Annotated in this window: 23 protein-coding genes; 12 read left to right on the forward strand and 11 right to left on the reverse strand. The window is 60.3% G+C overall.

From position 1 onward, the window contains the following. The first annotated feature begins 3 nt into the window (after window positions 1–3). The 5 genes from gltA (at window position 4) to SRB521_RS15555 (ending at window position 5,776) form a co-directional block, all read left to right on the forward strand. Complete coding sequence (gltA, locus tag SRB521_RS15535; protein ID WP_116722530.1) at window positions 4–1,401, forward strand: NADPH-dependent glutamate synthase; 1,398 nt, start codon at window positions 4–6, stop codon at window positions 1,399–1,401. A gap of 139 nt (window positions 1,402–1,540) precedes the next feature. Further along, entirely contained in the window at window positions 1,541–2,320 is a 780-nt protein-coding gene (locus SRB521_RS15540) for a coenzyme F420-0:L-glutamate ligase (protein ID WP_075704805.1), read from the forward strand. A gap of 139 nt (window positions 2,321–2,459) precedes the next feature. Then, the gene (locus SRB521_RS15545) at window positions 2,460–3,185 is read left to right on the forward strand and encodes a TetR/AcrR family transcriptional regulator (RefSeq protein WP_116722531.1); all 726 of its coding nucleotides are present in this window, start codon (window positions 2,460–2,462) and stop codon (window positions 3,183–3,185) included. A 118-nt stretch (window positions 3,186–3,303) separates the two neighbouring features. Beyond that, window positions 3,304–4,545: an MFS transporter gene (locus SRB521_RS15550; RefSeq protein ID WP_116722532.1), complete on the forward strand. Its 1,242-nt coding sequence runs from the start codon at window positions 3,304–3,306 to the stop codon at window positions 4,543–4,545. Between the two features lie 295 nt (window positions 4,546–4,840). Further along, a complete protein-coding gene (locus SRB521_RS15555) occupies window positions 4,841–5,776 on the forward strand; it encodes a phosphate acyltransferase (RefSeq protein WP_033118308.1) in 936 nt (311 codons plus the stop codon). A gap of 76 nt (window positions 5,777–5,852) precedes the next feature. Here the strand turns inward: SRB521_RS15555 and SRB521_RS15560 are convergent, their stop codons facing one another. After that, window positions 5,853–8,510, reverse strand: a complete 2,658-nt coding sequence (locus SRB521_RS15560; protein ID WP_116722533.1) for a calcium-translocating P-type ATPase, PMCA-type — start codon at window positions 8,508–8,510, stop codon at window positions 5,853–5,855. Window positions 8,511–8,686: 176 nt separating this feature from the next. Continuing rightward, on the reverse strand, window positions 8,687–9,961 hold the full coding sequence (locus SRB521_RS15565; RefSeq protein WP_116722534.1) for a peptidylprolyl isomerase: 1,275 nt from the start codon (window positions 9,959–9,961) through the stop codon (window positions 8,687–8,689). 516 nt (window positions 9,962–10,477) lie between these two features. Between SRB521_RS15565 and SRB521_RS15570 the strand changes: the two genes are divergently transcribed. Beyond that, the gene (locus SRB521_RS15570) at window positions 10,478–11,158 is read left to right on the forward strand and encodes a GntR family transcriptional regulator (protein WP_195974258.1); all 681 of its coding nucleotides are present in this window, start codon (window positions 10,478–10,480) and stop codon (window positions 11,156–11,158) included. 117 nt (window positions 11,159–11,275) lie between these two features. On the opposite strand, the gene SRB521_RS15575 is transcribed toward SRB521_RS15570, so the two are convergent. The 6 genes from SRB521_RS15575 to SRB521_RS15600 form a co-directional block, all read right to left on the reverse strand. Next, window positions 11,276–12,346 (reverse strand): sugar kinase, encoded by a 1,071-nt coding sequence (locus SRB521_RS15575; protein WP_033118304.1) that lies wholly within the window; start codon window positions 12,344–12,346, stop codon window positions 11,276–11,278. Between the two features lie 48 nt (window positions 12,347–12,394). Then, on the reverse strand, window positions 12,395–13,282 hold the full coding sequence (locus SRB521_RS15580) for a dihydrodipicolinate synthase family protein (protein WP_075704811.1): 888 nt from the start codon (window positions 13,280–13,282) through the stop codon (window positions 12,395–12,397). A 30-nt stretch (window positions 13,283–13,312) separates the two neighbouring features. Continuing rightward, window positions 13,313–14,653, reverse strand: coding sequence for a transaldolase family protein (locus SRB521_RS15585; RefSeq protein ID WP_052082754.1), 1,341 nt, complete (start codon window positions 14,651–14,653; stop codon window positions 13,313–13,315). A 67-nt stretch (window positions 14,654–14,720) separates the two neighbouring features. Beyond that, complete coding sequence (locus SRB521_RS15590; RefSeq protein WP_075704813.1) at window positions 14,721–15,665, reverse strand: transketolase family protein; 945 nt, start codon at window positions 15,663–15,665, stop codon at window positions 14,721–14,723. 2 nt (window positions 15,666–15,667) lie between these two features. Further along, the gene (locus tag SRB521_RS15595; RefSeq protein ID WP_058118652.1) at window positions 15,668–16,504 is read right to left on the reverse strand and encodes a transketolase; all 837 of its coding nucleotides are present in this window, start codon (window positions 16,502–16,504) and stop codon (window positions 15,668–15,670) included. A 1-nt stretch (window position 16,505) separates the two neighbouring features. Further along, window positions 16,506–16,943: an RpiB/LacA/LacB family sugar-phosphate isomerase gene (locus SRB521_RS15600; protein ID WP_075704814.1), complete on the reverse strand. Its 438-nt coding sequence runs from the start codon at window positions 16,941–16,943 to the stop codon at window positions 16,506–16,508. A gap of 563 nt (window positions 16,944–17,506) precedes the next feature. Between SRB521_RS15600 and SRB521_RS15605 the strand changes: the two genes are divergently transcribed. Then, window positions 17,507–18,178, forward strand: coding sequence for an HAD family hydrolase (locus SRB521_RS15605; protein ID WP_058118655.1), 672 nt, complete (start codon window positions 17,507–17,509; stop codon window positions 18,176–18,178). Window positions 18,179–18,263: 85 nt separating this feature from the next. Here the strand turns inward: SRB521_RS15605 and SRB521_RS15610 are convergent, their stop codons facing one another. The 3 genes from SRB521_RS15610 to SRB521_RS15620 are packed head-to-tail and all read right to left on the reverse strand — an operon-like array spanning window position 18,264 to window position 21,515. After that, window positions 18,264–20,273, reverse strand: a complete 2,010-nt coding sequence (locus SRB521_RS15610; protein WP_075704816.1) for a hypothetical protein — start codon at window positions 20,271–20,273, stop codon at window positions 18,264–18,266. Further along, window positions 20,248–21,150 carry an ABC transporter ATP-binding protein gene (locus SRB521_RS15615; protein ID WP_116722535.1) on the reverse strand — a complete coding sequence of 301 codons (903 nt, stop codon included), beginning with the start codon at window positions 21,148–21,150 and terminating at the stop codon, window positions 20,248–20,250. The genes SRB521_RS15610 and SRB521_RS15615 overlap by 26 nt, the downstream gene beginning before the upstream one ends. Further along, window positions 21,147–21,515 (reverse strand): GntR family transcriptional regulator, encoded by a 369-nt coding sequence (locus tag SRB521_RS15620; protein WP_116722536.1) that lies wholly within the window; start codon window positions 21,513–21,515, stop codon window positions 21,147–21,149. The genes SRB521_RS15615 and SRB521_RS15620 overlap by 4 nt, the downstream gene beginning before the upstream one ends. Before the next feature lie 249 nt (window positions 21,516–21,764). Here SRB521_RS15620 and SRB521_RS15625 point away from each other — a divergent pair, with 249 nt between their 5' ends. From SRB521_RS15625 to SRB521_RS15645, 5 genes are all read left to right on the forward strand, one after another. Continuing rightward, entirely contained in the window at window positions 21,765–22,271 is a 507-nt protein-coding gene (locus tag SRB521_RS15625; RefSeq protein WP_033118296.1) for an HD domain-containing protein, read from the forward strand. A 187-nt stretch (window positions 22,272–22,458) separates the two neighbouring features. Beyond that, the gene (locus tag SRB521_RS15630; RefSeq protein WP_075704818.1) at window positions 22,459–23,637 is read left to right on the forward strand and encodes a DapH/DapD/GlmU-related protein; all 1,179 of its coding nucleotides are present in this window, start codon (window positions 22,459–22,461) and stop codon (window positions 23,635–23,637) included. Between the two features lie 69 nt (window positions 23,638–23,706). Next, window positions 23,707–24,666 carry a ribose-phosphate pyrophosphokinase gene (locus tag SRB521_RS15635; RefSeq protein ID WP_033118294.1) on the forward strand — a complete coding sequence of 320 codons (960 nt, stop codon included), beginning with the start codon at window positions 23,707–23,709 and terminating at the stop codon, window positions 24,664–24,666. Between the two features lie 159 nt (window positions 24,667–24,825). After that, entirely contained in the window at window positions 24,826–25,419 is a 594-nt protein-coding gene (gene pth / locus SRB521_RS15640; RefSeq protein ID WP_033118293.1) for an aminoacyl-tRNA hydrolase, read from the forward strand. Window positions 25,420–25,463: 44 nt separating this feature from the next. Further along, window positions 25,464–25,919, forward strand: a complete 456-nt coding sequence (locus SRB521_RS15645; protein WP_075704819.1) for a hypothetical protein — start codon at window positions 25,464–25,466, stop codon at window positions 25,917–25,919. Window positions 25,920–26,028: the final 109 nt, after the last annotated feature.

Below are 26,028 nucleotides of genomic sequence, written 5' to 3' on the forward strand. Positions count from 1 at the left end.
GCCATGGCGAATATGAGTGCGACCAAACTCCCCATGCCTGAGCAGGACCCCGCCGTCCGCAGCCGCAATTTTGAGGAGGTGGCCCAGGGCTATACCGCTGAGATGGCCGTGGAGGAGGCCGGACGCTGCCTCCACTGCAAGAATTCCCCCTGCGTGGCCGGCTGCCCGGTGAACATCCGCATCCCCGAGTTTATCGCTAAGGTGGCGGAGGGGGACTTCCAGGCCGCCTATGAGATCATACATACCACCAATACCCTCCCCGCGATCTCCGGCCGCGTCTGCCCCCAGGAGAGCCAGTGTGAATGTCTGTGTGTCCGCGGCAAGAAGGGGGAGCCCGTTGCCATCGGCCGCCTGGAGCGCTTCGTCGCCGACTGGTATCGGGGGCACGGTACGGAGAAAACCGCCAAGCCCGCCTCCAACGGCGTCAAAGTGGCGGTGGTGGGTTCCGGCCCCGCCGGGCTCACCTGCGCCTCCGACCTGGGCAAGCTGGGCTATGCCGTCACGATCTTCGAGGCCTTCCACACCGCCGGCGGCGTATTGGTCTACGGCATTCCCCAATTCCGGCTGCCCAAGGAGATTGTCCGCCATGAGGTGGAGGGCATTCTGGATATGGGCGTGGAGCTGAGGCTGGATACCGTCATCGGCAAGACCATCACCATCGACGAACTCTTTGAACAGGGCTACCAGGCCGTATTTGTGGGTTCTGGCGCGGGCCTGCCCATGTTTATGGGTATCCCCGGCGAGACGCTCAGTGGGGTCTACTCCGCCAATGAATATCTCACTCGTGTCAATCTCATGAAGGCCTATCTGGAGGAATACGACACGCCTATCAAAAAAAGCAGGGCCGTGGCCGTGGTGGGCGGCGGAAACGTGGCCATGGACGCCGCCCGGTGTGCCAAGCGCATCGGTGCCGAGCATGTATATGTGGTCTACCGCCGCAGCGAAGCGGAGATGCCCGCCCGGAACGAGGAGATCCACCACGCCAGGGAGGAAGGGATCGAGTTTCATCTTTTGAATAATCCCACCAGGATTCTCTCCGACGGCAAGGGAAGCATAGCCGGAATGGAGTGTATCAAAATGGAGCTGGGTGAGCCCGACGCGTCCGGACGCCGCCGCCCGGTGGAGGTGCCGGGCAGCGAGTTCGTGCTGGACGTGGACACCGTCATCATGAGTCTGGGCACCACGCCCAATCCTCTGATCCGCTCCACCACCCCGGGCCTGGAAACCAACCGGAAGGGATGCCTCGTCGTCCACGAGGACACCATGGAGACCACCCGGCCGCATGTCTATGCCGGGGGCGACGCGGTGACCGGCGCGGCCACTGTGATTTTGGCCATGGGCGCAGGCAAGAGGGCTGCCAAGGCCATCCACGAGGCGCTTTCTGCCAAAAATGAGGATTAAGGGTTGATTTTTATAGCAAAACGGATATACTTTTAAAGGGTGTAGCCGGGCCCCCGCCTGTGCGGGGGCCCGGCCTTATTTTTGATGCATGCGTGTACTCCGGCGCCCTGCCGGAGGGAATGCAAAAGAGGGAGCGGCTATGGAAGCGAAAGATTTTTACGTCAACGCAACGAAAAAGCTCATCATTGAGGTGGATGGCAAGACCTATGCCCGCCACGCCATTCAGATCCCCTTTGTCAATGTGGGCGACGATTATGACGCGCTGGTGCGGCAGTATGTGGTCCCCCTCTGGCAGAGCGGCGACATCGTCTCGGTCAGCGAGAAGATCGTGGCCCTGTGCCAAAAGCGGGTGGTCTACGCCCAGGATGTTCAGCCCGGCCTGCTGGCCAGGATCCTCTGCCGCTTTGTGGCCCAGACCAAGGCCGGCCCCGGCGCCGGCGTCCCCTATAAGATGCAGTTTGCCATCAACCAGTGCGGCACCCCCAAGATCCTGTGGGCCGCTTTCCGCGCCGCCATCGACAAGCTCCGCGGCGTCCACGGCACCTTCTACAAAATTGCCGGAGACGAGGTCTATGGCTTGGACGGCTTCTTCGGCCACGATATTGAAGAGTACGCCGAAATGGGTATCCGCATCCCCGCCGATCCGGACGGCGTGTGCAACAAGGTCTTTCAGGAGACGGGCGTGGTATCTATGATCGTGGACGCCAATGCCCTGGCCCAGGAGATCTTGGGAAAATGCGACGCCCTGCGGGATTGGCCGGATGAAACGCTCTCCCGCCTCATCGGCGACAACCCGGCCGGCCAGGTCCGCCAGCTCACCCCCTTCATCCTCATCCGTGAGGTCCCCCAGGAAGAGGCCGCCGAGCTGGAAGCCAGGGCCCAGGCGGAGATCGCCGCCCGCGGCGAAGGGGCGCTCTGATCGTCTCCCGCAGCTTGGCCCGGACGTGGTCTCCGCCCCGTCCGGGCCTTTTCGTGCGCGGATATTTTCCCCTTGACAAGACGGGAGCTGCGATATATATTAAACATACCAACGGTATGTATATAAAGGAGGGGCCCCCATGGCCCGCAACAAATACCCGGAGGAGACGGTAAAAAAAATCCTGGATGTCTCCCATCAATTGTTTCGGGAAAAAGGCTACGACCACACCACCATTCAGGACATCACCGATGCCCTGGGCATGTCAAAGGGCGCGGTGTACCACCATTTTAAGTCCAAGGAGGACATCCTGGACAAGCTGACCGACCGGTACTATGACGAGATGGGCTGGTTTCGGGGCATCCGGCTAGACAGTTCCCTCACAGGACTGGAGAAGGTCCGGCAGGTTCTGCTCCGCCTGCTCTCCGATCCCGGTAAGCTGGATCTGGATCGGCTCACCAGCTCCACCACCATGGACCCAAAGCTGCTGACCCTGACGCTGCGCGCCTCTGTAGCGGACTCCGGCCCCTTTTTGGAGGCTCTGATCCGGGAGGGTATTGCCGATGGCTCCATCGCCGTGGCCCAGCCCAAGGAGTTCTCGGAGGCCTTTATGATCCTCATGAATCTGTGGGTGGGCGTTTTCTCCTCCACGCGGGAGGATTTTATGTCCAAAATGCACTTTTTGAAGGATCTTACCGACCATATGGGTCTGCCCGTTCTGGACGACCACCTGCTCTCGGTCTGCCAGGTCTATTACGAACGCATCCTCGCCCTCTCCTCCCAGCCCCCTCCGCCGGAGGTGGGGATGCCCTCCGCTTCAGGCAGCGCTCTCCCTGCGCAGGGAGGCGCTCACCGGCCTGGACCGTGAGCTGCCCCAGCCCGGCATTCGCGTCCCCGTGCGAAAAAATCCCGGCTCTGCCCGCCGGGATTTTTCTCCTCCGATTACATACCAACCGTCGGTATTTAAACTGAAAGGAGTCTTCCCTATGCCTGTTCCCCGTCTCTTTACCCGCGACTTTACCCTGATGACCGTGGGTCAGATCATATCTCTGTTTGGAAACGCCATCCTCCGCTTTGCCCTCTCTCTCCATGTGTTGGCGCTGACCGGCTCAGCTGCTGTTTTCGGCGGCATTTTGGCTCTCTCCATGGTCCCCACCGCGCTGCTCTCCCCGTTAGGCGGTATTCTGGCCGACCGGCTGCCCCGGGCACGCATCATGGTGATCCTGGACTTCTCCACCTGTGCGTGCATCCTTGTCTTCGACGCGCTTTTTGCCCGCTCGGGCAATCTGGCCGCCGTCACGCTCTTTATGGTGCTTCTTTCCCTCATTCAGGCGGTCTATCAGCCCTCTGTCCAGGCCAGCGTCCCCGCCCTGGTTGCGGAGGATCGCCTGAACGCCGCCAACGGTGTTGTGCTCCAGGTACAGGCGCTGGCCGGGCTGCTGGGCCCCATCCTCGGGGGCATTCTCATGGGCTTTTTGGGGTTCTATCCGATTCTGGCCGTCTCCGCCGGATGCTTTTTCGGCTCCGCCGTGCTGGAGCTCTTTCTCCACATCCCCTTTACGCCCCAGCCCCGTACCGCGCCCCTCCTGGCCCAGGCCAGGGACGACCTGGCCGTTGCCTTCCGCTTTCTCTCCCGGGACTACCCTGCCCTCCTTCGGCTGTTGGGTATCGTGGCCCTCATCAATCTGTTTCTCTCCTCCCTCTTTACCGTAGGCCTGCCCTATCTGGTCAAGGTCCACCTGGGCCTCTCCGACCAGCTCTACGGGCTGGCCGAGGCGGCCCTGGGCCTGGGCTCCATCCTGGGCGGCCTTCTCTCCGCCGCCCCCGTGGGGCAAATCCCTTTCGAATCCTCCCACCGCTATCTTCTGTGCAACGCACTGCTCCTGCTCCCCGTCGCCGTTGCCCTGGTCCTTCCGGTCCCGCCCCTGCTCTCCTATGGCGCGCTCCTGCTCTGCATGGGGCTGGGCCTCACCTGTGCCGCACTCTTCACCATCTCGGCGCAGACCTTTCTTCAAATGCAGACCCCCGCCCCGCTGCTGGGCAAAGTGGGCGCTCTGGTCACCACGGTCTCCGTCTGTGCAATGCCGGCGGGCCAGGCCCTGTACGGCGTGCTGTTCGATGTCCTGGCGCCCGTACCCTGGCTGGCGGTCCTCCTGGGCGGCGGGGCCACCTTCCTGCTGGCACTGGCCGCCCGTGGCGCGCTGTCGCGGAGCGTCCGTATTGCTTAGGGCCTGTTTGTATATTCGCAATATGCCCGGCACCGAGGGGTCCTTGCCCTCCCGGGCGCCGGTTTACCGCAGGGGACGGATTTCAATTGCAGGGGGAAACGGCGCCTTCCAGGGCGCAAAAGGTCCGGTGTCGGGCGTGTTTGCAGTTTTAACCAGACCTCAGGCCCTATTCCTTCATTTTTACGCCGGCTTCGGCCTCTTTTCTTCTTGTCTTTGCCCGGGAAATACGGTATACTGAATTGTAACCTGAATCACGCCCCTGCGGCGAGTCGGATAAAGAATCGGAGATGACAGAATGGAACTGAAAAACTTTGACGCGATCCTGGAGCGCGTCCCGAAGATGTCCCGCCCCATGCGGGTGATCCTGGCCGGTTCTGACGGTGAGAACATGCTCAAGGGCATCTTCGCCGCCCAGGAGAAGGGCCTTGTGCAGCCTGTGCTGGTGGGCGACCGCGCCCGCACCATGACGGTGCTGGAGCAGTTCGGTCTGGAGAAGGAACCCTACACCATGGTGGATACCCCTCCCGGACACAACATTACCCAGGCGGCCATCGACATCATCAACTCCGGAGACGGAGATGTTCTGATGCGGGGCAACATCCCCACCCGTGATTTTCTGATGCCGGTGCTGGACGGCAAAAACGGCCTGCGGACCGAGCGGCTGATGAGCCATGTCTCCCTGTGCTCTCTGCCCGAGTACCCCAAGCTGCTGGCCCTTTCTGACATGACCGTGGTCATCCATCCCAATATGACTCAGAAAAAGGCCATCATCAAGAATACCGCCGATGCCCTGAAGGCCTTCGGCTATGAGGATCCCAAGCTGGCTCTGCTGTCCCTGGTGGAGAACGTGACCTTCCACATGCAGGACACGGTGGAGGCCCAGCGTCTGGTCGCCGAGCAGAAGCAAAAGCCCTTTGCCGACTGTGAGCTGTGGGGTCCCATCTCCTACGATCTCATTCTCAGCAAGGAGGCCGCCCGCCTGAAGCACTATGACTGTCCCTGGAGCGGCGGCGGTTTTGACGGCATCATCGCCCCCGACCTGTCCACCGCCAACACGCTGGTCAAGAGTTGGCTCATCCATGCCCATGCCGTCACCTGCGGCGCAGTGGTGGGCGCCAAAGTGCCCATCGCCCTCACCAGCCGCAGCGCCAATGAGGAGGAGACCTATCTCTCCCTGGTGTTCTGTGCCGTGCTGGACGCTTGGCGGAAGCAGAACCGAGCCGCCGAGTAAGTCTCTCCCGGGAAAAGCCCGCGCCTTCTTTCAGCAATTGCAAACGCCCGTCCGGCTAAAGCCGGACGGGCGTTTTTTATCTCCTCCCGGAGCTTGCGGGATGGAAACCCTCCCGTCTGCCCCATCGTTTTCCGATTTCGCAGATCACCACGGGAGCCACGGCCAAAGCCAGTACGCAGGCCCACTCCGCCGCATCCAGGGGCACTGTGTCGAACACCAACTGCAAAGGCGGCAGGCACAGCACGGCGAGCTGCATGGCCATGCCCACCAGAAATGCCTTGTTCATGGCCTTGTTGGAAAAGATCCCGATGTGCAGCAGGGAGTGGTGCTCGCTGCGCACGTCGAAGGCATGGAAGAGCTGACACATGGTCAGCGTGGCGAAGGCCATGGTGTTGGCCACTCCATCCGCCGTGCCCGGCGTACCGAGCACATACTCCCCCAGCATATAGGCCGCAAGGGTAAGGAGCCCCACCATGGCCCCCTGCCAGGCCAGGCGGAACGCGAACCCATGGGCAAAAAGGCTCTCGTGGGCGGCCCGGGGCCTCTCCTTCATGATCCCTTCCTCTACCGGCTCCATTCCCAGAGCCAGTGCGGGCAGGGAGTCCGTGACCAGATTGAGCCACAGCAGCTGCACCGGCACCAGCGGCATCTGCGCAAAGTCCAGCACCGTGGCAAAAAAGATGGTGATGATCTCTCCAATGTTGCAGGAGAGCAGATAATGGATGGCCTTTTTGATGTTGGCGTAGATCCCCCGGCCCTGCTCCACCGCGGAAACGATGGTGGCAAAATTGTCGTCGGTCAGGATCATATCGGATGCGCCTTTCGCCACGTCGGTACCGGACAGGCCCATGGCGCATCCGATATCGGCGGCCTTGAGGGCCGGGGCGTCATTCACCCCGTCCCCCGTCATGGCCACGACCTTGCCCCGCTTCTGCCAGGCTTTCACGATTCGCATCTTGTGCTCCGGGGACACGCGGGCGTAAACTGAGAATTTCTCTACGTCCTGCTCCAGCATCTCCTGGGGCATGAAGTCCAGGTCCTCCCCGGTGACCGCCAGGTCTCCGGGCCGGAAGATCCCCAACTCCTTGGCGATGGCCAGAGCCGTCAGCCGGTGATCTCCGGTGATCATGACGGGGCGGATGCCCGCCCCATAGCACTGCTCCACGGCCCGCTTCACCTCGGGCCGCGGCGGATCCATCATCCCCGCAAGCCCCACAAAGGTGAGCCCCCGCTCCAGAACATCGGAGTCCAGCCGCTCGGGCAGTGCGGGAATATCCTGATAGGCCGTTCCCAGCACCCGAAGGGCCCGCTGTGCCATATCCTCATTGGCGCGGAGGATGTCCCGGCGCAGGGGGCCGTTGAGGGGCGTCTTCCCCACCCGCCCCAAGGCGGTCCTGCACCGGTCCAGGAGCACGTCCGGGGCCCCCTTTACCATTACCCGAAACCCGCCCCCTGCCAAGGGATGGACCGTGCTCATCAGCTTCCGCTCCGAATCGAAAGGGAGCTCCGCCCGCCGGGGCTGGCTCCACTCCAGCTCATTCTTGTCCAGCCCTTCCCGCCAGGCCGCTGCCGCCAACGCGGCCTCGGTGGGATCCCCGGCGGTGGCGATCTCTCCGCCGGGGCTGTAGGTGAGCACCGTGTCGTTGCACAGCGCCCCAATGGTCAGACACTCCTGCCTGTGCCGGCCGCCGATGGTCCATATGTCCACCACCGTCATCTTGTTCTGCGTGAGGGTACCTGTTTTGTCCGAGCAGATGACCCCGGCGCAGCCCAGAGTCTCTACCGCGGGGAGACGCTTGACGATGGCGCCCCGCTTTACCATCCGCTGCACCCCCAGAGCCAGCACGATGGTAACAATGGCCGGGAGTCCCTCGGGTATGGCCGCCACCGCCAGGGAGACCGCAGTCATAAACATGTCCAGCAGTTCCTTGCCCTGGAGAAGTCCTACGCCGAACATTACCGCGCACACGCACAGGCAGACGAACGAGAGCGTCTTGGAGATCTCCGCCATCTTTCGCTGGAGGGGGGTCTCTCCATCTCCCTCTTCCATCAGCATTCCGGCAATGCGCCCCACTTCCGTGTCCATCCCCGTGCCCGTGACCACACAAGTGCAGTTTCCTCCTGTGATCACCGTGGCGGAAAGGAGCATGTTTCTCCGGTCCCCCAGCGGGGTATCCGCGGGCAGGGCTCCACATGCCTCCTTGCTCACAGGAACCGACTCCCCCGTCATGGAGGACTCGTCTGCCTTGAGGCTGTGCGCCTCCAGCACCCGGGCGTCGGCGGGCACCAGGTCCCCGGCCTCCAGTTGAAGGATATCCCCCGGGACCAGAAGGGCCGTCTCCACCCGGCGTAGCCCCCCGTCCCGTATCACCTTGGCCAGAGGGGCCGACATATTCCGCAGGGCCTCCAGGGCCTTTTCGGCGCTGTCCTCCTGGGAGATGGAGATGATGGCGTTGACCACCACGATGACCAGAATGATCACTGCGTCAATCCAGTCCTCCCCGCCGCTCGCCAGCAGGGAGAGTATCGCGGCGGCGAGCAGGACCAGGATCATCGGGTCCCGCATCTGGGCCAGAAAACGTCTGAGCATCCCCTCCGGCTCTTGGTGCTCCAGCTCGTTGCGGCCATACCGCCCCAGCCGTTTTCCGGCTTCCGCCTCCGAAAGGCCCGATCTCCTGCCGGTTCCCAGCTCTTTGAGCACCTCCTCGGTGCGCTTTGCATGCCACGCGCTCATAAGTACCGTCTCCTCTTTTCCACATTCTGGTTGTCCCAAAGTATAGCGCCCCGCTTGTCCCCTTTCCAAGGGAAGCGTGACGGACGATTGTGGTCATAAATAAGAGGGACGGCGCATAGACGCATCAAAAAACCGGACGGACAGCTCTTGCTGTCCGTCCGGTCATCTTTATCTTCTTAGCCCACCGGAGTAGCGGTAGGGACGGGTGTTCCCGTCTCCACAGGGGCATCGGTGGCCGCAGGGGCGTCCTCGGCCTCAGCGGCGGCGGTCATGGTCTGCCGGAGCTCCGCAAGGGTATCGTAGAAAGCCTGCACGTCCAAGCCGTCCAGCGCCTCGGTGCGCTCCACCTTGGCCTCCTCCATCCACTGGTCCACCAGCTCGTTCATCTTTATGTCCGCGTACTTGCTCTGGCCGGCCTCATTGTCGGCATCCAGACGGAGGATGATATGGTAGCCGTAGTCGCTCTGGATGGGCTGGCTGATCTCCCCCACCGCCAGCGCGGCGGTGCCCTCCTCAAACTCGGTCACCATCTCGCCCGGGCCAAAGGTATAGCCGTCGGCTCCGCCGTTCACATTTCCGCTGGAATCCACATCCTCGCTGTTCTCATTCATCAGTTCTTCAAAGCGGGTCATGGGGTCCTCCGCCACCGTGATCTCATCATAGAGCGCGTTGGCTTTCTCCAGGGCGGATGCCATACCGTCGTCGGTCACGTTACCGGACTCGTCGGTGACAGGGACCGCCTTGATGAGGATATGTTTGGCGTGGAGCACGCCTGCTGCGTCGATCTTTTCCCCGTCGGGAGCCTCCGTGCCCTTAGTCCCATAGAGCCCCTGCCGCAGATTCTGGAAAAGATAGGAGACCTCGTTGATGTGGAAAAAGCTGTTTTCCGACAGGCCCATATAGGCCAGGAACCGGACATATTCCGCGTCCGTCTTTGCAGCTATCTCAGGATCGGGGCTGGCGGACTCGCCGTCGGAGGCGGCGCCAACCCCCATCTGGGCGGCCAGACTGGACTTCAACTGGGACAGTTGCGCTTCGTAGTCGGCCTCATTTGCCTCGTTCCAACCCATTTTCAGCTCTTCCGCGTGATTGCGTACCACCTGATAGAGGGTCGCGTTTTCCACCGCGCTGTCCAGATAATATGACCCCAGCGTCTGCCCGCTGCCCATATCCATAGAGAGGTCGGTCATCCCCCATTGAGCATACTGATCTGCAGAATAGGTGACCCAATAGAGGAGCTCTTCCGCCGGCACACCTGCACCGTCCACAGTGATGAGGGGGGTGTCCTTGGCGATCCCCGCCGCCTCCAGAATCACGTCCTCCGGCACCCCCTCGGGCAGGGGGATCGGGGTGGGAGTAGCGGTGGCCGCCCCGCTGGAGCAGCTCGCCAGAGAGGCGGCCAGAACCAGCCCCGCGGTGACCGCGCTGAGCATCTTTGTTCCAAATTTCATTTCATAACTCTCCTTAACCGTCGCAATAGACGCTTTTCAATATACCACCCTTTTTCCAAAAACACAACGGGAAAGCCGTCAAGTTCATGTTTTCTTTACACAGCACAGTTCGCTTGGAGACGCCGGCACACAAATCCGCCCCGCCCTTTCTTTCTCTCACGCTTCAAATTGCACAAGATATCCCCTGTGTCCATAAGTGTGTTTTTTACACCCTCACAATCGACGCTTGCAAATAATGGCTTTTTGATGTATGATAAAAAATATACAAGGGGGATTGGTGAGCCCTATTTTCCTGAGCGGAGCCGGCGCACTCTGCATACAGGAAATGTATATTTTACTCCACCCTGTATATATGAGTTTATACCGGTTTATCTGAATATTTTTTGAAAGTTTCAGATGCACGGAATGGGAACACACGCGCGGTTGGCAGTGCCATAACCCCGGCTCACCAGCAATTAGAAATGGGGGAGAGAGATGCTTCTTGATAAAGCAAGCGCGAAGCCACTCTATGTTCAAATGGAAGAGTTATTTTGGGGGAAATTGGATTCTGGTGAGTGGAGCCCCGGAGCTCTGATCCCTTCCGAAAATGAATTGAGCCATATGTACGGCATCAGCCGCACCACGGTGCGCAACGTCATCACGAAGCTGGTGCAGGAAGAGGTTCTTTTCCGTATCCCAGGCAAGGGCACCTATGTCGCCGAGCCCAAGATCGTGGCGCAGTCTCTGTCCTACGCTGGAATTCGGGAGCAGTTGGAAAAAATGGGCTATGAGGTCTCCACCCGGGTCCTGTCTATCACGAAAGAGACGCTGGACAAAAAGACCTTTGCCAAATTTTCCGGGATCAAAAGTCCTGTCTTTTTTGTGGTCCGCCGGCTGCGGTATCTCAAAAAGACTCCTCTTAGCGTGCACACTTCCTATATTCCCGCCGAACTGTGCCCGGATCTGGGGCGTCATGACATCGCCACAGAGCAGATGTGCACCATCTTGAGTCAGGACTACGGCCTGCACCGGGCAAAGACCATAGAGACGCTGGAGTCCGTCCCCGCCACCGCCCACGAAGCGGATCTCCTCAATATTGCGCCCGGCCAGCCCCTTCTTCTCTTACAGGATGTGATTCAGAACGAGGACGGCCTGACTTTTGAATACAGCAAGGTCGCCTTTCGGGGGGAAAAAATCAAAATTACGCTGGAGTTTTAACTTCGGTTTCGCACGCGGAAAACCCCGCCTGCATCCAGAGGATGCAGGCGGGGTTTTCCGCGTAAACAAGGTCTCCACACAGGGAAAGAGAGCATACAAACTCATTCAGAGCTGCGCTCAGCGCTTCACTCGCGCGCTGCCGCCCTTCATCACATCGTAGGCCTCCTCCGTGGTGACCAGATTCCAGTCATTGCGGATGGTGTGGCACAGCGCGGAGTAAGCTGCTGCAAAATCAATGACCTCCTGCTCCGGATGGCCCTCCAGGAAGCCCCAGATCAGGGCGGAGGCAAAGCTGTCACCTCCGCCCACACGGTCATAGATCTCGATATTGTCGTACTTGCGGGAGACGAAGAAGCCGTTGCGCGTCATCATCACGGTCCGCCAGTTGTTCAGGCATGCGGAGGTGACCTCGCGGAGCGAGGTGCCCACACAGATCACATTGGGGTACTTCTCCATGACCTTCTGGGCCACGCCGCGGTAGCTCTCGGGATCCAGCTTGGAAAAGTTCTGGTCGGTATTGTCGGCCTTGATCCCCAGCATGGTCTCGAAGTCCTCTTCGTTGCCGATGACAACATCCACGTAGGGCATGATCTCCACCATGGCTTTCTGAGCATCCTCCCTGGACCAGAGCGTGGAGCGGAAATTCAGATCATAGCTGGTGGTCGCGCCGTTCTTCTTGGCCGCCCGCAGCGCGGCGGCCACCTCGGTAGCGGTATGCTCGCCCACAGCGGTGATAATGCCGGTCGTGTGGAACCAGCGGGTATCCAGCACAGACTCCCAATCGATGTCCCCGGGCTGGATCATGGCCACCGCGGAGTGTCCGCGGTCATAGGTCTGATAGCTGGGACGGGGACCGATGCCCACCTCAATAAAGCATTTGCCGTTGCGCCCGTTCCGTCCGATCTTGTCATACGGAGAGACCACCACATTGGACATATCCACGCCATGCATCTGGGCGTGCTTGATGATGTAGTCTCCGTCCCAGGCGTCCACCAGCTTGGTCACAAAGCCGGTCTTGAGCTGAGGTTTGAGCAGCTTTCGGCTCAGGTTGGAGATATTCACACAGCAGTTGAGTTCCGCCGCCGCGATCCCCAGCTGGAGCTCCTCCGCCTGTCCCAGTCTGTCGTGGCCGGGAGGTGTAAACCGGACCATCGCTTCGCCAAAGCTCATGAAATCATACTTTGCCATAACATATGCCTCCTATTTTTATGGTAGTAGATCTGCGTCCCACAAGAGTCAGAGCAGTCCCTCCGCCGCCAGTTTTTCCCGGATTCCCGCCTTGTCCTCCTCCGCAAGGGGCAGCAGGGGCAGCCTGGGATATCCTCCCACAAGGCCGTTGAGGTCCATGGCATACTTCACGGCGGCCACACCGCCTTTTCCGGACACGATCTTATTGATCTGAAGGATCCGGTCATTGAGGGCCGCCGCCTTGTCGTAGTGCTTGGAGGCCAGCAGGCGGTAAAGCTCCACCGTTATCTCGGGGAAAGAATCCGCCAGGGAGAGCACGCCCCCAGAGGCGCCGGTGATCATTCCCATGAAAAAGTTGTTGATGGAGCCGGCCATCACGTCAAAGTGATTCCGGACCGCAAACAGGATGCTCTCGATATTGCCAGTCGAGCTGTCCTTCACGCCCACGATATTGGGATGCTGGGCGACCCGCTTGATGAGCGGGATGGACAGGCCCACACCGCCGGCATACTGCGGCGCGTTGTAGACCAGGCATGGGGTGTGAACGGCCTCCGCCACATCCGTAAAATAGCGGCAGAGGATATCGTCGGTCATCTGCTTTTTGAAATAGTTGGGAGGCAGCAGGGTGAGGAAATCCGGGTGATAGGCCTCCATTCTATGTGCCATCTCGATGGTTTCGAAAGTGGACTCAAAGATACAGCCGGCCATCACCACTTGGTCCTCTCTCTTACAGGTACAGATGATCTCCAGGACCTTGAGCTTCTCCTCATTGGTGAGGCTTTTGTTCTCTCCGTTGGAGCCCAGGGCCAGGAACCCCTTCAGCCCGCTTTTGGCATAGGCGCGGACATTGTGCTCCAGTCCGCTGTAATCCACGGTCCCATCAGCGGTGAACGGGGTCGTGATGGGGGCGAACACGCCCATCAGCTTTTCGTTCATAGACGGCTCCCTTCTCAAATATTGTGTTTCCTACTTTTGACCGTTGGCGGCGTTCATAAAGCGGCGCTGATACGAGACCACCTGGTTGGTAGCGGTAAACCGCGCCAGATACTGGGGCTCTGCTGTGATGACCACCCGGTCCACCATATCTGCATAGGCGGGGTCGGCCATCAGGTTGTCGATGTCGGGGTAGTTATACTCGCCCTCCATGGAGCAGATAATCAGGCGTGTATCCGGCAGGTTGGTCTGGCGCAGGAGACGGAGGTTATGGCGCACGCCGTCCAGCCCATCGGCCCCTTCGGGGTTCTCAAAATTGCGGTATCTGAGGACATCCCGGCCCAGCTTCAGCACATCCAGCAGATCCCGGTCCGCCTCCCCGCTGCTGAGGTAATCGTTGGCCAGAAGTTCCGCCCGCAGCGCCTCCAGATATTTGCGGTCCGCCGTCCGGTCATAGCAGTCCAGCAGCACCTTGATGGCAGAGGACTGTTTGGCGCGATGCCGGACAAAGCTGTTGATGAAATAGGGCTTTGCCTGTAGTGCCATGGCGGTCTGATAGGGCTCAAACATCAGGGTGTAATTGATGCGGTATCCGTGCTCCCTGAGTCTGAGTGCCAGATTGTGGCCGCGCAGGGCGTCCGCGGTGGACGCCTGGTCGTACCGGGTGGAGAGCTTCTTGTCGCCCTCCAGCAGCTCATGTACATTGTTGGGGTTGACAGGGCCGGTGTGGGGGACCTTGACCACCAGCCGGTATTCCGAGAGAATGCTCTTGAAGGTCTCACATTCCTCCAGGATTTTGTCAAAGTCCTCCTCAAAGGGGTTGTTGAGCTCCACGCTGATGTCACAGCCGGGTCCCAGAATACGTCCCAGCTCAGTCATGACCTCGTCGCGGGTATGGAACGCATTCCCTACATTGGCCTTGGGATTGTTGATAAACAGGTCGTACACGATGCCGGGATTGCAGGTGAGGTTTGCAAGCAGCGGGGCGATGGGCGCCACCTCGTAAGGGTTGGCGGAGTCGGCAGAGTAGAGGATACCGGTAGGCCGTTTCACTCCGTTTTTATCATAAGAGATATCGCGGACTAAATCAATCAGTAAAAGTCCGTCCTCCTGGAGCGTGCTCTCGATGCGAAACCCGGCGGGCGTCTCTCCGGCGGGAACCGCAAAGGTCTGGATGACATCCTTGAACCGGGGCGTGGCTGCCAGATACTTCACTTTCCCCTCCAGCAGAGAGAAAAGCTGCGGCTCCAGGCACAGGTCCTTCACCCGCTCGATATATGCCTCCTCACCTTTGGCCGCACCCGCTCCCAGAGCGGTCAGTGGGAAGTGGAGGCCAAGCGTGCCCTCGCCCTGGCTACGGTAGTTTACTGTCATTCTGTTTGTCCCCCTAATACTTAATACTTATTTCCAATGCATTACATTACAGCGTCATGGGCGGGCATCAGTCGCCGGAGAGGACCGACATGACCCGTCGGGCCACGGCGCTTCCGGAGATGCCGTAATAGTTCAGCAGCGCCTCATACGGCCCGGTCTGCTTCGCCCCCTCCGGTACGCAAAAGACCTTCAGCGGCACGGATATTCCGCTCCGCGCCAGCACATCGGCCACCGCCGAGCCCAGCCCGCCGTTGGGTGCGTGCTCCTCCAAGACAAAAACCTTTTTGGCGGAGGACGCGTAGTGTCGGATCAATTCTTCGTCCAGCGGCTTTAAGGTGGTGAAATTGATTACCGACATCGATACCCCCTGCTCCCGCAGGATCTCTGCCGCCTCTACAGCCTCGGCCGTGCTGGGCCCATAGGTAAAGAGTGCCGCGGCTACACCGCCGTCCGCCAGTACCTCCCCCCTGCCCAGCTCCAGCTTTCGCTGCGTCCGCTTTGCAGGCGGCTCCTTGGCCTGACGGGGCATCCGGATAAAAACGGGACCGTCTATCTTTATGGCCTCCTCCAGGCAGAACTCCACCTCGTCGGCGTCGCCGGGACAGAGGACCACCAGATTGGGAACGGTGCGCATCAGGGCCACGTCCTCCAGAGCCATATGGGTGGACCCCAGTGTGGAATAGGCCAGACCGCCGCCGGAGGCCACCAGTTTGACATTGGTGTGCATATAACCCACGTCATCCCGGATCTGCTCATAGGCCCGCATGGTAAGGAAGGGGTCGATGGCGACGACCACTGGAATAAAGCCCTGACGCGCCATCGCCGCGCTGATTCCCACAGCGGTCTGTTCGCTGATGCCGACCTCCACGCTCCGATTGGGATAGGCCTGGAAAAAGGCGCCCAGGCCTCCGCCGGAGGCGGAGTCACAGGAAATCGCCACAATCGCTTCATTGTCTTTTCCCAGCTCCAGGAGCTTGGCCTCAAATGCCTTTCGGGGATCCCGCAAACACATGCTTACCAACCCCTTTCCGCCGCACGGGCATCCAGTTCCTCCAGGGCGCGGGCCGCTTCGCCCGCATCCGGGTTCCAGTGGTGATACTTCTGTTGATCCTCCAGAAAGGATATCCCCTTTCCCTTTGTGGTCTTGGCCACCAGGAGCGTGGGCTTTCCCGGCTCCAGAGGGATCTGTGCGAAGGCGTCATACAGGGCCCCAACGTCATGCCCGGGGACCGGCCTTACTGCCCACCCAAACGCAGCATATCGGGACTCATAGGAGGTGGGCTTGCAGATCTCGCTGGTGCGTCCATTGATCTGAAGGGTATTTTCATCCAGGATCGCCACCAGATTGTCCAAATGATTGTGAGCGGCGAAGGCCGCCGCCTCCCAGTTGGTGCCCTCCCCCTGTTCTCCGTCACCCATCAATACGTAAGTACGGTACGGCAGACCTGCCTTTCTTGCCGCCAGGGCATAGCCGCAGCCCAGCGGCAGGCCGTGCCCCAGAGAACCTGTGGAAAAATCCAGGCAGGGCAACTTTGTGGCGTCCGGGTGTCCGGGAAAGAGGGTCCCCAATTGGTTATAGGTTTTCAGTAGCTCCGGCTCCAGCACCCCCAGTTCCACCATCGCTCCATAGAGGGCCAGGCACTTGTGTCCGCCGCTGAGCAGCAGCTTGTCGCGGTGGACGGGGTCCTCCGGATCATAGTCCATTACAGCGAAGTAGAGCACCGCCAGGATATCCGCAGCGGAGAGCGCGCCGCCGGCGTGCCCCTCACCGTTGCTGGCAATGGTCCGCACGATGTTGCTCCTGATATGGAAGGCGCTCCGCTCCAGCGCTTCACGGTCAAACGGTTTCATGTCACACCTCTTCCAGCTGGCGGAGCTGGGCCACCTTGGCCGCAGACGGACTGCTGGGATCAAAGCGCAGCGGCAGCCACAGGCGCACCAACTCCTCCGCCGTTTTCTGTCCGATCACTAATGCCCCCATGCAGAGGATGTTGGCGTCGTTGGAAAGGATGGAGCGCTGTGTGGAGTAGATATCGTGACAGACCGCGGCATATGCGCCCTTGATCTTGTTGGCCGCCATGGCCATACCGATACCAGTCCCACAGATGAGGATGCCGCGCTCACACGCCCCGGAAGCCACCTTGCGGGCAACGGCCTCTGCAACGGCGGGATAGCTCACCGCCTGGGTATCATAGGAGCCCATATCGACAAACTCGTGCTCTGCGAAAGCGCTCAAAAGCATTTGTTTATAGGCCAATCCATGCTGATCGTTGCCAATTGCAATTTTCATAATAGGGCAAATTCCTTTCTGACAAAAAGTGTGGGAGCGCAAAAAAACAGCTTTGGTCAATCTATTTTTACTTGTATATACAAGATATATCAACCCGGGTAGTTTGTCAAGGGATTTTTTTAGTCTTTCTTTTAATCCTTAAGCAAGTCCAAATAAAACCGAAAAAAGCTTCAAAAAATATGTTGACTTTATCCAAGAAATCGACTATTATTCAATTTGTAGCTCAATTATACTTGTATATACATGAATGAATGTACTAGTACTTACCATGCAGCAACCTCGGGCTTATCTGTTCACCCTGCTGAACCAGCTCTGCAACATAAGCTCCATTGTGCTCTTTGCCCTGGGGACACGCGACGTTGGGGCCTCTGCGGCTACAGCGATCAACATGCTGGGGCCGGCGGTCAGCACGCTGGTCTTCCGCGACCCGCTCTCCCCCTTACGCCGCTGGGCCGTGGTCTCCTCCTCTGCTCTGTCTTTTTCGTGTCCCGCAGGGGAGGCGTCCCCCTCCGCCGTCAAAAAAGGGGGGCCACAGAACAGCGCAGCAGAAAGAAGGAAAAGCATTGAAAACGATTCTTCTGGATATGGACGGCGTACTTCTGGACAGTGAAATGGTACGTCTCGCCTACATCAGGCGTTTCTTAAAACAGCAGGGGATCGAGGTGCAGGCCGAGGCGCTTTTGGATCTGAGTGGAGTGAGCAACCGCGACGCCGCCCGGCGGCTGGCGAGGCGCTTTGAGCTGCCTCTCTCTGCGGCCGCCTGCCAAAGGGCGCTGGCGCGGACTTGCCGGGGGCTCTATCTGGAGGCGGAGGGCCTGCGCCCTTTCCCCGGCCTGGAACACTTCCTCCGTACCGTGAAAGAGCGTGGCGCCAAAACCGGTCTGGTGTCCTCCACCCAGTGCCGGGAGGTCTTGGACGCGCTGAACCGCTTTTCCCTGCTGCCACTTTTCGACGTAGTGCTGGGGGGCGAATCGGCCCCGCGGAGGAAACCCGCCCCCGACCCCTATCTGCATGCCGCCCGTTTCTTAAGGGCGCGCCCCGAGGACTGCATGGTGGTGGAGGACTCTCCGCCCGGCATCCTGGCCGGGAAGCGGGCCGGGATGTTTGTGGTCGGACTGACCGCCGGCAGTCTCCCGCAGGCCGTCTCGCTGGCCGACGCCACCGCCGCCGACTACGGGCAGTTGCTGCGTCTTGCGCTGCAGTGGCTGTCGGAGCAGTCTGGCTTTGGCGCATGATCTCTCTTGTCAGAAAAAGGCCCCCGGAATGCTGTGAACAGCATTCCGGGGGCCTTTTTCTGATGGATGACCGCAGCTCAGGCGGTCACTGCTCCGCCGCCGCAGGCGCCATGCGCATATTCTCTTCCCAGAACAGTTCCTCAGCCCGGCGCTCCAGCCATTCGGTCTGCTGGTGTTCCGCCTGGGTCTCCAGTATATGGGTCTCGTCCAGTACTCCGGCCTCCCGGAGGCACTCCAGGGTCTCCACTGCGCTGACCTGAAGAGTGATACTGTATCCGTCGCCCTCGTATTCGGCGCTGTTCTCCCGGTCCACCGGCGCATACTCAATGAAAAGGTCGTTTACATAGCAGTTGGTGAGCCGCGCCTCGTCGTCCAGCAGGTACCTTTGTCCCAAACGCCCGGCCTGGATATCCGCCTTTATCGCAGCCACCAGATCCTCCCGGAATCCGGCGGGGACGGGATAATTGTCATATTCACCCGTTTCCATGTCCATCAGATTCAGTCTGATATTGGTGATCTGCCGCCCTTCGTAGCTCTGGGGGAAGTAGGCGTTCAGGATCACCTCGGGCTGATTGAGGATCGCCGTAAGCCGCGCCGCGGCCGAATCCGGGTCTTGAAGGTCTTCTTCCGTGACGTCCAGGGTGTAGTCCCGGGTCAGGGTGCCGCCCCCCGCCAGTTCGTAGGTCAGCAGCAGGCTCACAATGCCCTCGGTCTGTACGCTCTCCAGATAAGTCCCGTCAGCCAGGGTGCGCGTCTCATAGCTGCCGCCGAACGTAGTCCCCTCATGGCGCGCCCGCTCGTCCACGATACTCTGGTGGAGCTCCGTGATCGCCCTGATGAGCTCCGGGTCCGCCGTGTGGATTTCCCTGCCGTCCCCTCTGTCATAGGGCGCGCTGCTCACATTTCTGATCCGTACTGCCGTCACTTGTCCGGCCTCGGGTACCCGGCGCTCAAATCCCGTCACGTCCAGTTCCATCCCGGCAATCAGGACCACCAGACAGGCAGAGAACGCCACACAGCCCTTCCAGCTGTCCAGAAAGACCCAAAAGCTCTTTTTGAGCAGCATTTCAGCGGCAAAATAGCCCACCGCTCCACAGAGCACCATGAAGCACAGCAGCGTCCAGGCCCCTTGGGGCAGGTTGTAGCCGAAGAACAGGTAGAGGAACAGGCCCAGCGCCAGCGCAAAGCAGAAAGCCATCCCATACTTGAAGATGGGCCGCACCCAGCGCACGGTGACCACGTCTCCCGCCCCCTCCAGATGCCGCCGGCGGTAGAGCACCAGGGCGACCGCCGCCAGCGCAGCGCCGATCAGCGCATAGATCAGGCCGTACCCCAGGCCCTGAAAGACGGCTCTTTCCAGATTTCCATCGGTGTCCCAGGCGCGGTCCACCCGCAGTTTTTCCAAAAACAGAATCACCGGGCTCAGCCATGTGCCCAGGGTGTTGAGGGTATCCACATACCGATAGCCAAAGACAAACGCCCTCAGCACCTCGTTGACGAGCTGGACCATCACCACGGCCAGAACGCTCAGAATCCCGTAAAAGGCGGGCAGGGCCAGAATGTGTCCGGTAAACATGGCGCAGAACACGGCAAAGGAGTAGAAAAACAGCGTAAGGAGCACCTGCATGGCAAGCCACATGCACAGCGCCCCGATGTTGAGACATCCCTTGGCCAGCTCCGCCAAAAGGGTGCAGAAAAACACAACCAGAGAGGGCAGCAGCATAAAGGAGAGCCCGGACAGGTAGTTGGTGAGGAACAGCCCTTCCCGCCTGACCGGAAGCGCGTGAAAGAGCCCCACGCTGCGGCTGTTGTAGAGATAGGAGAACACTGCCATGGCAGAGAGGATGCCGAACACCAGCGCGGCGATCACGCTGCCGGGTTTGATCATGGAGAGGACCTCCAGATCGGCAAAATACTGGGGAGACGGCATAGAGCCGTAAGTATCCTCCGCCCGCAACATCAGCAGGTTGAGGGGCAGGGCCAGGAGCCAGCACGCTCCATATACCGACCAGATGGGCCAGAACCGGGCCATGTTCTTTTTCCAGAGGACAGGATAGAAGAGCCTCCTGTCAGAGCACGATGTCGCGGACTTCATAGTCCTCACCTCCCAGCTCGTAAATAAAGATCTCCTCCAGGGTGAGGGGCAGGGCGTCCATAAGGATGGGGGCGTAGACCGCCAGACGGTTGGTGATGTCGGTGGCGTTCCCCCGTATGATAAGCGTGTGGATGCGCCCCACCTGGGATACATGGAGGATCTCCAGATCGGCGGGGAGCTGCGGAAGCTCCTTCTCCTGAAAGACCACCTGCATCTTTACCACATTCTCCTGAAGGTCGGAAAGGCTCCGCTCCACCAGGACCTTCCCATGGGAGAGGATGCCCACATGGTCGCACACGTCCTCCAGCTCCCGCAGGTTGTGGGAGGAGACCAGTACCGTGGTACCGTATTCGGCCACATCGGACATGAGGAGGCTCCACACCTGACGCCGCATCACCGGGTCCAGCCCGTCCACCGGCTCGTCCAGCACCAGTAATTCAGGGCGGCAGCACATGGCCAGCCAGAAGGCCGACTGCTTCTGCATGCCCTTGGAGAGCCGCCGGATGGGCTGTTTTTCATTTACGGTGGTAAAGATGTCCTTCATGGCCTCGTACCGCTTCTGATCGAAGCGGGGGTAAAAGCCCCGGAAGAGCCGCATCATGTCCCGGGTGGAGGCGGAGAGGAAATAATAGAGTTCATCCGGAATGGAGGCGATGCGGGCCTTGACCGCCGGATTCTCGTACACCGGCTCCCCCGCCACCAGCACCTCGCCCTCGTCCTGGCGGTAAATGCCGGTGATGTGGCGCAGAATGGTGGATTTGCCCGCGCCGTTGGGCCCCACCAGGCCGTAGATGGACCCGTCCGGCACCGACATGGTGAGTCCGTCCAGCGCCCGAAACCTGTCAAAGGTCTTTGTCACATGCTTAACTTCGATCATACTCTCCCCTCCTTCGCACCGGACACCCGCAGGGCCAGCTCCTCCGCCGTCATGCCCAGAAAGATGAGTTCCGAGGCGGCGGCATCAAACTGCTCCAGTAGCCTCCGCCGCCGGTCCTGATTCACACCAGTCTGCTCCGAAGCATAGGATCCCTTGCCCGGCATGGTGTAGAGATATCCCTCCGCTTCCAGCGACTCATAGGCCCGCTGGATGGTGTTGGGATTGATAGCCAGGGCCGACGCCAATGCCCGCACCGAGGGGAGCTGGTCCCCAGGCTGGATGGCCCCTGTGACCACCAGATGCCGCAGACCGTCCTTCACCTGCTCATAGATGGGCCGGGCGTCCCGATAATTCAAACTGAACACACTTCCGGCCTCCTTTCCGACTGTACTAGATCGCTTGGTACAGTTTAGTATACACGGACCTGCCGCTGCAAGTCTTAATTTATTATAACGTTTTTCCTATTTTCCTGAGAAATCGCATGACAAATCCCATCTTACACACTATAATAAAAAATAACTCCTGCAAGCAGCAGGCCCTCCCCTCCGTCCCGGCGAAAGCCGCCCGACACGGCTCTCCCCACGAATCTATTCCGCTCAGATGAAAGGCACATCATGTACTATGACGTCAATATCCGCTGTTTCGTAAACTGTGTCCGGGACCTTCTGGACTCCCCCGAAGTCCAGTCCATGCGGGCGCTGCCCCATCACCCCGGCACCTCCTGCTATGAACATTCGGTCTTTGTGGCCTATGTATCCTTCCGTCTGGCCCGCCGCTGGGGCCTGGACTACAGGGCCGCGGCCAGAGCGGGGCTGCTCCATGACCTCTATCTCTATGACGCCCGGAACAAGCCCGCCTACTACGGCAATCAGTGCTTCGCCCATCCGGTGGCTGCGCTGAAGAATGCCTGGGCCCTGTGCGGGAGCCTCACCCCTATGGAGGAGAACATCATCATCTCCCACATGTGGCCCCTCTCCCGCCGGATGCCCCGCTACAAGGAGTCCCTGGTGGTCAATCTGGCGGACAAACTGTGCGCCACCGCTGAGGTCTCCCACCTCTACCACGGTATCCGCCGCATCCGGAACCGCAAATATCGCCGCCGAATTGCCGCCGCCGTATAACAGGAAGCTGGCCGCGCCCCTTTCAGGGGGCGAGGCCGGCTTTTTGTATTCCTGTGCGAAAAATTTTTATATATCAGTGCAAAAAACCTCTCGCTCTGATATAATGTTCTTGCAAGACTGGACATCGCTTTTTCCCTTCTTATATGCTATACTGTGTCCGTTCGACTTTTTTCTGGGAGGCTTTGATATGGAATCTGTGGGCGCCGTTGTATTTCTGCCCCGCGATCACGCCAATGAAATGCCCCTGCTGCTGGAGAAGCTGCTGTTTTCTCCCGGCGCGGTGTGGCTGTGCGAAGCCCTGAAAAGCGCAGGAGTTGGCCGTTTTTTGGTGGTCTGCCACGATGATGACCGTGAGGCGGCTGCAGCCTGTTTCCCCGCAGATACGGAATTTGTCACCACCGGCGCGGACGACGCCGGCGCAAAGCTCTCCGCTTTCCTCACCCGGGAACCGGGCAAGGTGGTGGTCGTCACCCGCCCGGTGCTTCTGGCGCCGGACGGACTCAACTTCCTGCCCGCCGGACAGTCTCCCAAGGTGGAGACCGGCATGTACTGCATGTCCACCGAGGTCCTGGCCGCCGACCTGGCCGCCGGCGAGGACTTCGCCGGTGCCCTCAAGCTCCATGGCGGCGCGGTGAGCGAGACCTGCGCCATGCCCCTCCAGAGTCGGAACCCCGCCATGTGGCGCATGTACCAGGGTCAGGCGCAAGTGCTGGAGGTGAGCCGTCTGGAGCGGATGGGCGCCCGGTTCATCGACCCCGGCTCCTTCTTTTCCGACCCTACCGTGCGGGTCGGCAAGGGTACGGTGATCCTGCCCGGCACCATCCTTCGGGGCAAGACCACCATCGGCGCCGACTGCGAAATCGGCCCCAATTCCATGATCCAGGACTGTGTCATCGGCGACGGTGTGACGGTGAACGCCTCCCAGCTCAACGAGTCCACCGTGGCCGACCGGACCAAGGTTGGCCCCTTTGCCTATGTCCGGCCCCATTGCCATGTGGGCGCCGACGTGAAGGTGGGCGACTTTGTGGAGCTCAAAAACTCCACCATCGGCGACGGCACCAAGATCTCCCACCTCACCTACGTGGGGGATTCCGACGTGGGCGGCCATGTGAATTTCGGCTGCGGCACTGTCACAGTGAACTATGACGGCACGGCCAAATACCGCACCACCATCGGCGACCACGCCTTTATCGGCTGCAATACCAATTTGGTGGCCCCTGTGAAAATCGGGGACAGGGCCTACACCGCAGCGGGCAGCACCGTCACCGAGGATGTGCCGGCGGACAGCCTGTGCATCGCCCGCTCGCCCCAGACCATCAAAGTGCAGTGGGCCGCCAAACGCCGCAGGGCCAAGGGCCGGAAATAACGTAGCTTCCAGGCGGGAACGCCTGCAAATTATGTGAAACACATCACAAAAAATGAGAGGGATGCTGAAATGATCGCACACGGCAAGGACATCAAGATTTTCTCCGGCAACTCCAACCCCAAGCTGGCGCTGGACATCTGCAAGAAGTTGGGTACCCAGATGGGCAACGCCGAGGTGGGCACGTTCTCCGACGGAGAGAAGTCCGTCTCCATCTATGAGACCGTCCGTGGTTCCGACGTATTTGTCGTCCAGTCCACCTGCTCTCCTGTAAATGATAACCTGATGGAGCTCCTCATCATGATCGACGCCATGCGCCGTGCCTCTGCCGGGCGCGTCACCGCCGTGATCCCCTATTTCGGCTATGCGCGCCAGGACCGCAAGACCAAGCCCCGCGACCCCATCTCCGCCAAGCTGGTGGCCAACCTCATCACCCGCGCCGGCGCCGACCGGGTGCTGACCATGGACCTACACGCCAATCAGATCCAGGGCTTTTTCGACATTCCCGTGGACAATCTGCTGGGCTCTCCCATTTTTGTCAATCACTTTATGACGAAGTATGCCGACTGTCACCAGGAGGTCATGGTGGTCTCCCCCGACGTGGGCTCTGTGGCCCGCGCCCGCGCCTTTGCCCAGAAGCTGGATATGCCGCTGGCCATCGTGGATAAGCGCCGCCAGAAGGCCAACTCCTCCGAGGTCATGAACATCATCGGCGATGTCCGCGACAAGCGGGTCATCCTCCTCGACGACATGGTGGACACCGGCGGCTCCCTCTGCGGCGCGGCCAAGGCCCTGGTCGAGGTGGGCGGCGCCAAGTCCGTCACCGCCTGCGCTTCCCACGGCGTTCTCTCCGGTCCCGCCATCCAGCGCATTGAGGACAGCGTCCTGGACGAGGTCATCTTCCTCGACACCATTCCCGCGCGTCCTGAGGTAAAGTGTGCTAAAATCAAGTATCTCTCCGTGGCTGAGATGTTTGCCGAGGCCATCGAGCGCATCTACGAGGAGATCTCCGTCTCCAAGCTCTTCAACTGATCGGCTTCAACTGAACACTGCGACAGGGGCGGAGCGGCAGCTTCGCCCCCGTTGTGCATCGGAAGAAAGTCGGCCTCTGTAAGGCTGGGCGCCCGCCTTGCGCCGGAGTCCCCCTCCCCTTGCTGGGCCGCTTCTTATCCAGATCATCGAGGTGAAACCATGTTCTTCTCCCCAAAGAGCGGCGGTGTGGACTGGCTGCTGGTCTGCCTGGGTAATCCTGGCGACCAGTACGAGAATACCCGCCATAACGCGGGTTTTATGGTGGCCGACGAGCTGGCGGACCGCCTGAACGTACCCGTTCAGCGCCTGAAGTTCCGCGCCCTCACCAACACGGTGACGCTGGGCGGCCGGAAGGTCCTGCTCATGAAGCCTATGACCTACATGAATCTCTCCGGCGAAGCGGTACACGAGGCCGCTTCCTTTTACAAGATCCCTCCGGAGCGGGTCCTGGTGGTCTCCGACGAGGTGGCCCTTCCCCCTGGAAAGATCCGGGTCCGAAAAAACGGCAGTGCCGGCGGCCACAACGGCCTGAAAAACATCATTGCCCACCTTGGCACCGACCAGTTTCCCCGGGTTCGGGTGGGGGTGGGCCAGAAGCCCCACCCCGCCTGTGATATGGCCGACTGGGTCCTGGGAAAGTTCCAGGGCGAGGACAAAAAAGCGGTGGAAGCTGCGGTGAAGCGCGCCGCCGACGCAGTGGAATGCCTCATCGAACGGGGCCCCGAGGAGGCCATGAACCGCTACAACGGCTGATGGGGCCTTCTCCCCGGCCGCTCTGATTCTGAGGAGGGTCCGGCATGGGAAATTGGGCAAATCTATTCCACATGCACCGCACCGCCCACAGCGGCGAACGCGCCATGCGGCATCTGAAAGAGGACTGCGACCCGGGACCGCTCCTGGATGTCTCCCGCAGGACCATGGCCGACGCCGGACTGGCCGTCTCCTCTCCCCAGCTCTACTTCCTCCATGCCCTCAATCTGGCGGATGTCAACGTGGACATGGGAGAGGAGAGCGCTGCGCTCTCCCTCCTGTGCCGGATGGAGCCCGATGCCGTCTTTCCCAACCGTGCCTCGCTCCGTGCCGCCTTATTGGTATGCCCTGAGCTGCGCCCTCGCCGGCGGCGAACTCTGGCAGGAGGCGGCGGAAAACCGCAACCGGGCCGTGGAATCCTTCCGCCATGGACCTATGAGCGGGGAAAATCGTTTTTCCCTCCAGTGGAACCTCTGTCTCAACGGTCTGCTGCTCCGGTTTGACCAGGAAGAGCGTGTCGGCCTAGAGGCTGACCTGCTCTCCCCGATGGCTCCCGCTCCCGACCGCTACACTTCCGTGTGGGTCTGTCTGTTGCTGGGCCGCCTCTGCCTG

The organism is Intestinimonas butyriciproducens, assembly GCF_004154955.1.
Classification (GTDB): Bacteria; Bacillota; Clostridia; order Oscillospirales; family Oscillospiraceae; genus Intestinimonas; species Intestinimonas butyriciproducens.

Bases quoted from the DNA above. Each gene is read 5' to 3' on its own strand.
- gltA (WP_116722530.1), top strand. From the start codon at position 4: ATGGCGAATATGAGTGCGACCAAACTCCCCATGCCTGAGCAGGACCCC.
- SRB521_RS15540 (WP_075704805.1), top strand. From the start codon at position 1,541: ATGGAAGCGAAAGATTTTTACGTCAACGCAACGAAAAAGCTCATCATT.
- SRB521_RS15545 (WP_116722531.1), top strand. From the start codon at position 2,460: ATGGCCCGCAACAAATACCCGGAGGAGACGGTAAAAAAAATCCTGGAT.
- SRB521_RS15550 (WP_116722532.1), top strand. From the start codon at position 3,304: ATGCCTGTTCCCCGTCTCTTTACCCGCGACTTTACCCTGATGACCGTG.
- SRB521_RS15555 (WP_033118308.1), top strand. From the start codon at position 4,841: ATGGAACTGAAAAACTTTGACGCGATCCTGGAGCGCGTCCCGAAGATG.
- SRB521_RS15560 (WP_116722533.1), bottom strand. From the start codon at position 8,510: ATGAGCGCGTGGCATGCAAAGCGCACCGAGGAGGTGCTCAAAGAGCTG.
- SRB521_RS15565 (WP_116722534.1), bottom strand. From the start codon at position 9,961: ATGAAATTTGGAACAAAGATGCTCAGCGCGGTCACCGCGGGGCTGGTT.
- SRB521_RS15570 (WP_195974258.1), top strand. From the start codon at position 10,478: ATGGAAGAGTTATTTTGGGGGAAATTGGATTCTGGTGAGTGGAGCCCC.
- SRB521_RS15575 (WP_033118304.1), bottom strand. From the start codon at position 12,346: ATGGCAAAGTATGATTTCATGAGCTTTGGCGAAGCGATGGTCCGGTTT.
- SRB521_RS15580 (WP_075704811.1), bottom strand. From the start codon at position 13,282: ATGAACGAAAAGCTGATGGGCGTGTTCGCCCCCATCACGACCCCGTTC.
- SRB521_RS15585 (WP_052082754.1), bottom strand. From the start codon at position 14,653: ATGACAGTAAACTACCGTAGCCAGGGCGAGGGCACGCTTGGCCTCCAC.
- SRB521_RS15590 (WP_075704813.1), bottom strand. From the start codon at position 15,665: ATGTGTTTGCGGGATCCCCGAAAGGCATTTGAGGCCAAGCTCCTGGAG.
- SRB521_RS15595 (WP_058118652.1), bottom strand. From the start codon at position 16,504: ATGAAACCGTTTGACCGTGAAGCGCTGGAGCGGAGCGCCTTCCATATC.
- SRB521_RS15600 (WP_075704814.1), bottom strand. From the start codon at position 16,943: ATGAAAATTGCAATTGGCAACGATCAGCATGGATTGGCCTATAAACAA.
- SRB521_RS15610 (WP_075704816.1), bottom strand. From the start codon at position 20,273: ATGAAGTCCGCGACATCGTGCTCTGACAGGAGGCTCTTCTATCCTGTC.
- SRB521_RS15615 (WP_116722535.1), bottom strand. From the start codon at position 21,150: ATGATCGAAGTTAAGCATGTGACAAAGACCTTTGACAGGTTTCGGGCG.
- SRB521_RS15625 (WP_033118296.1), top strand. From the start codon at position 21,765: ATGTACTATGACGTCAATATCCGCTGTTTCGTAAACTGTGTCCGGGAC.
- SRB521_RS15630 (WP_075704818.1), top strand. From the start codon at position 22,459: ATGGAATCTGTGGGCGCCGTTGTATTTCTGCCCCGCGATCACGCCAAT.
- SRB521_RS15635 (WP_033118294.1), top strand. From the start codon at position 23,707: ATGATCGCACACGGCAAGGACATCAAGATTTTCTCCGGCAACTCCAAC.
- pth (WP_033118293.1), top strand. From the start codon at position 24,826: ATGTTCTTCTCCCCAAAGAGCGGCGGTGTGGACTGGCTGCTGGTCTGC.
- SRB521_RS15645 (WP_075704819.1), top strand. From the start codon at position 25,464: ATGGGAAATTGGGCAAATCTATTCCACATGCACCGCACCGCCCACAGC.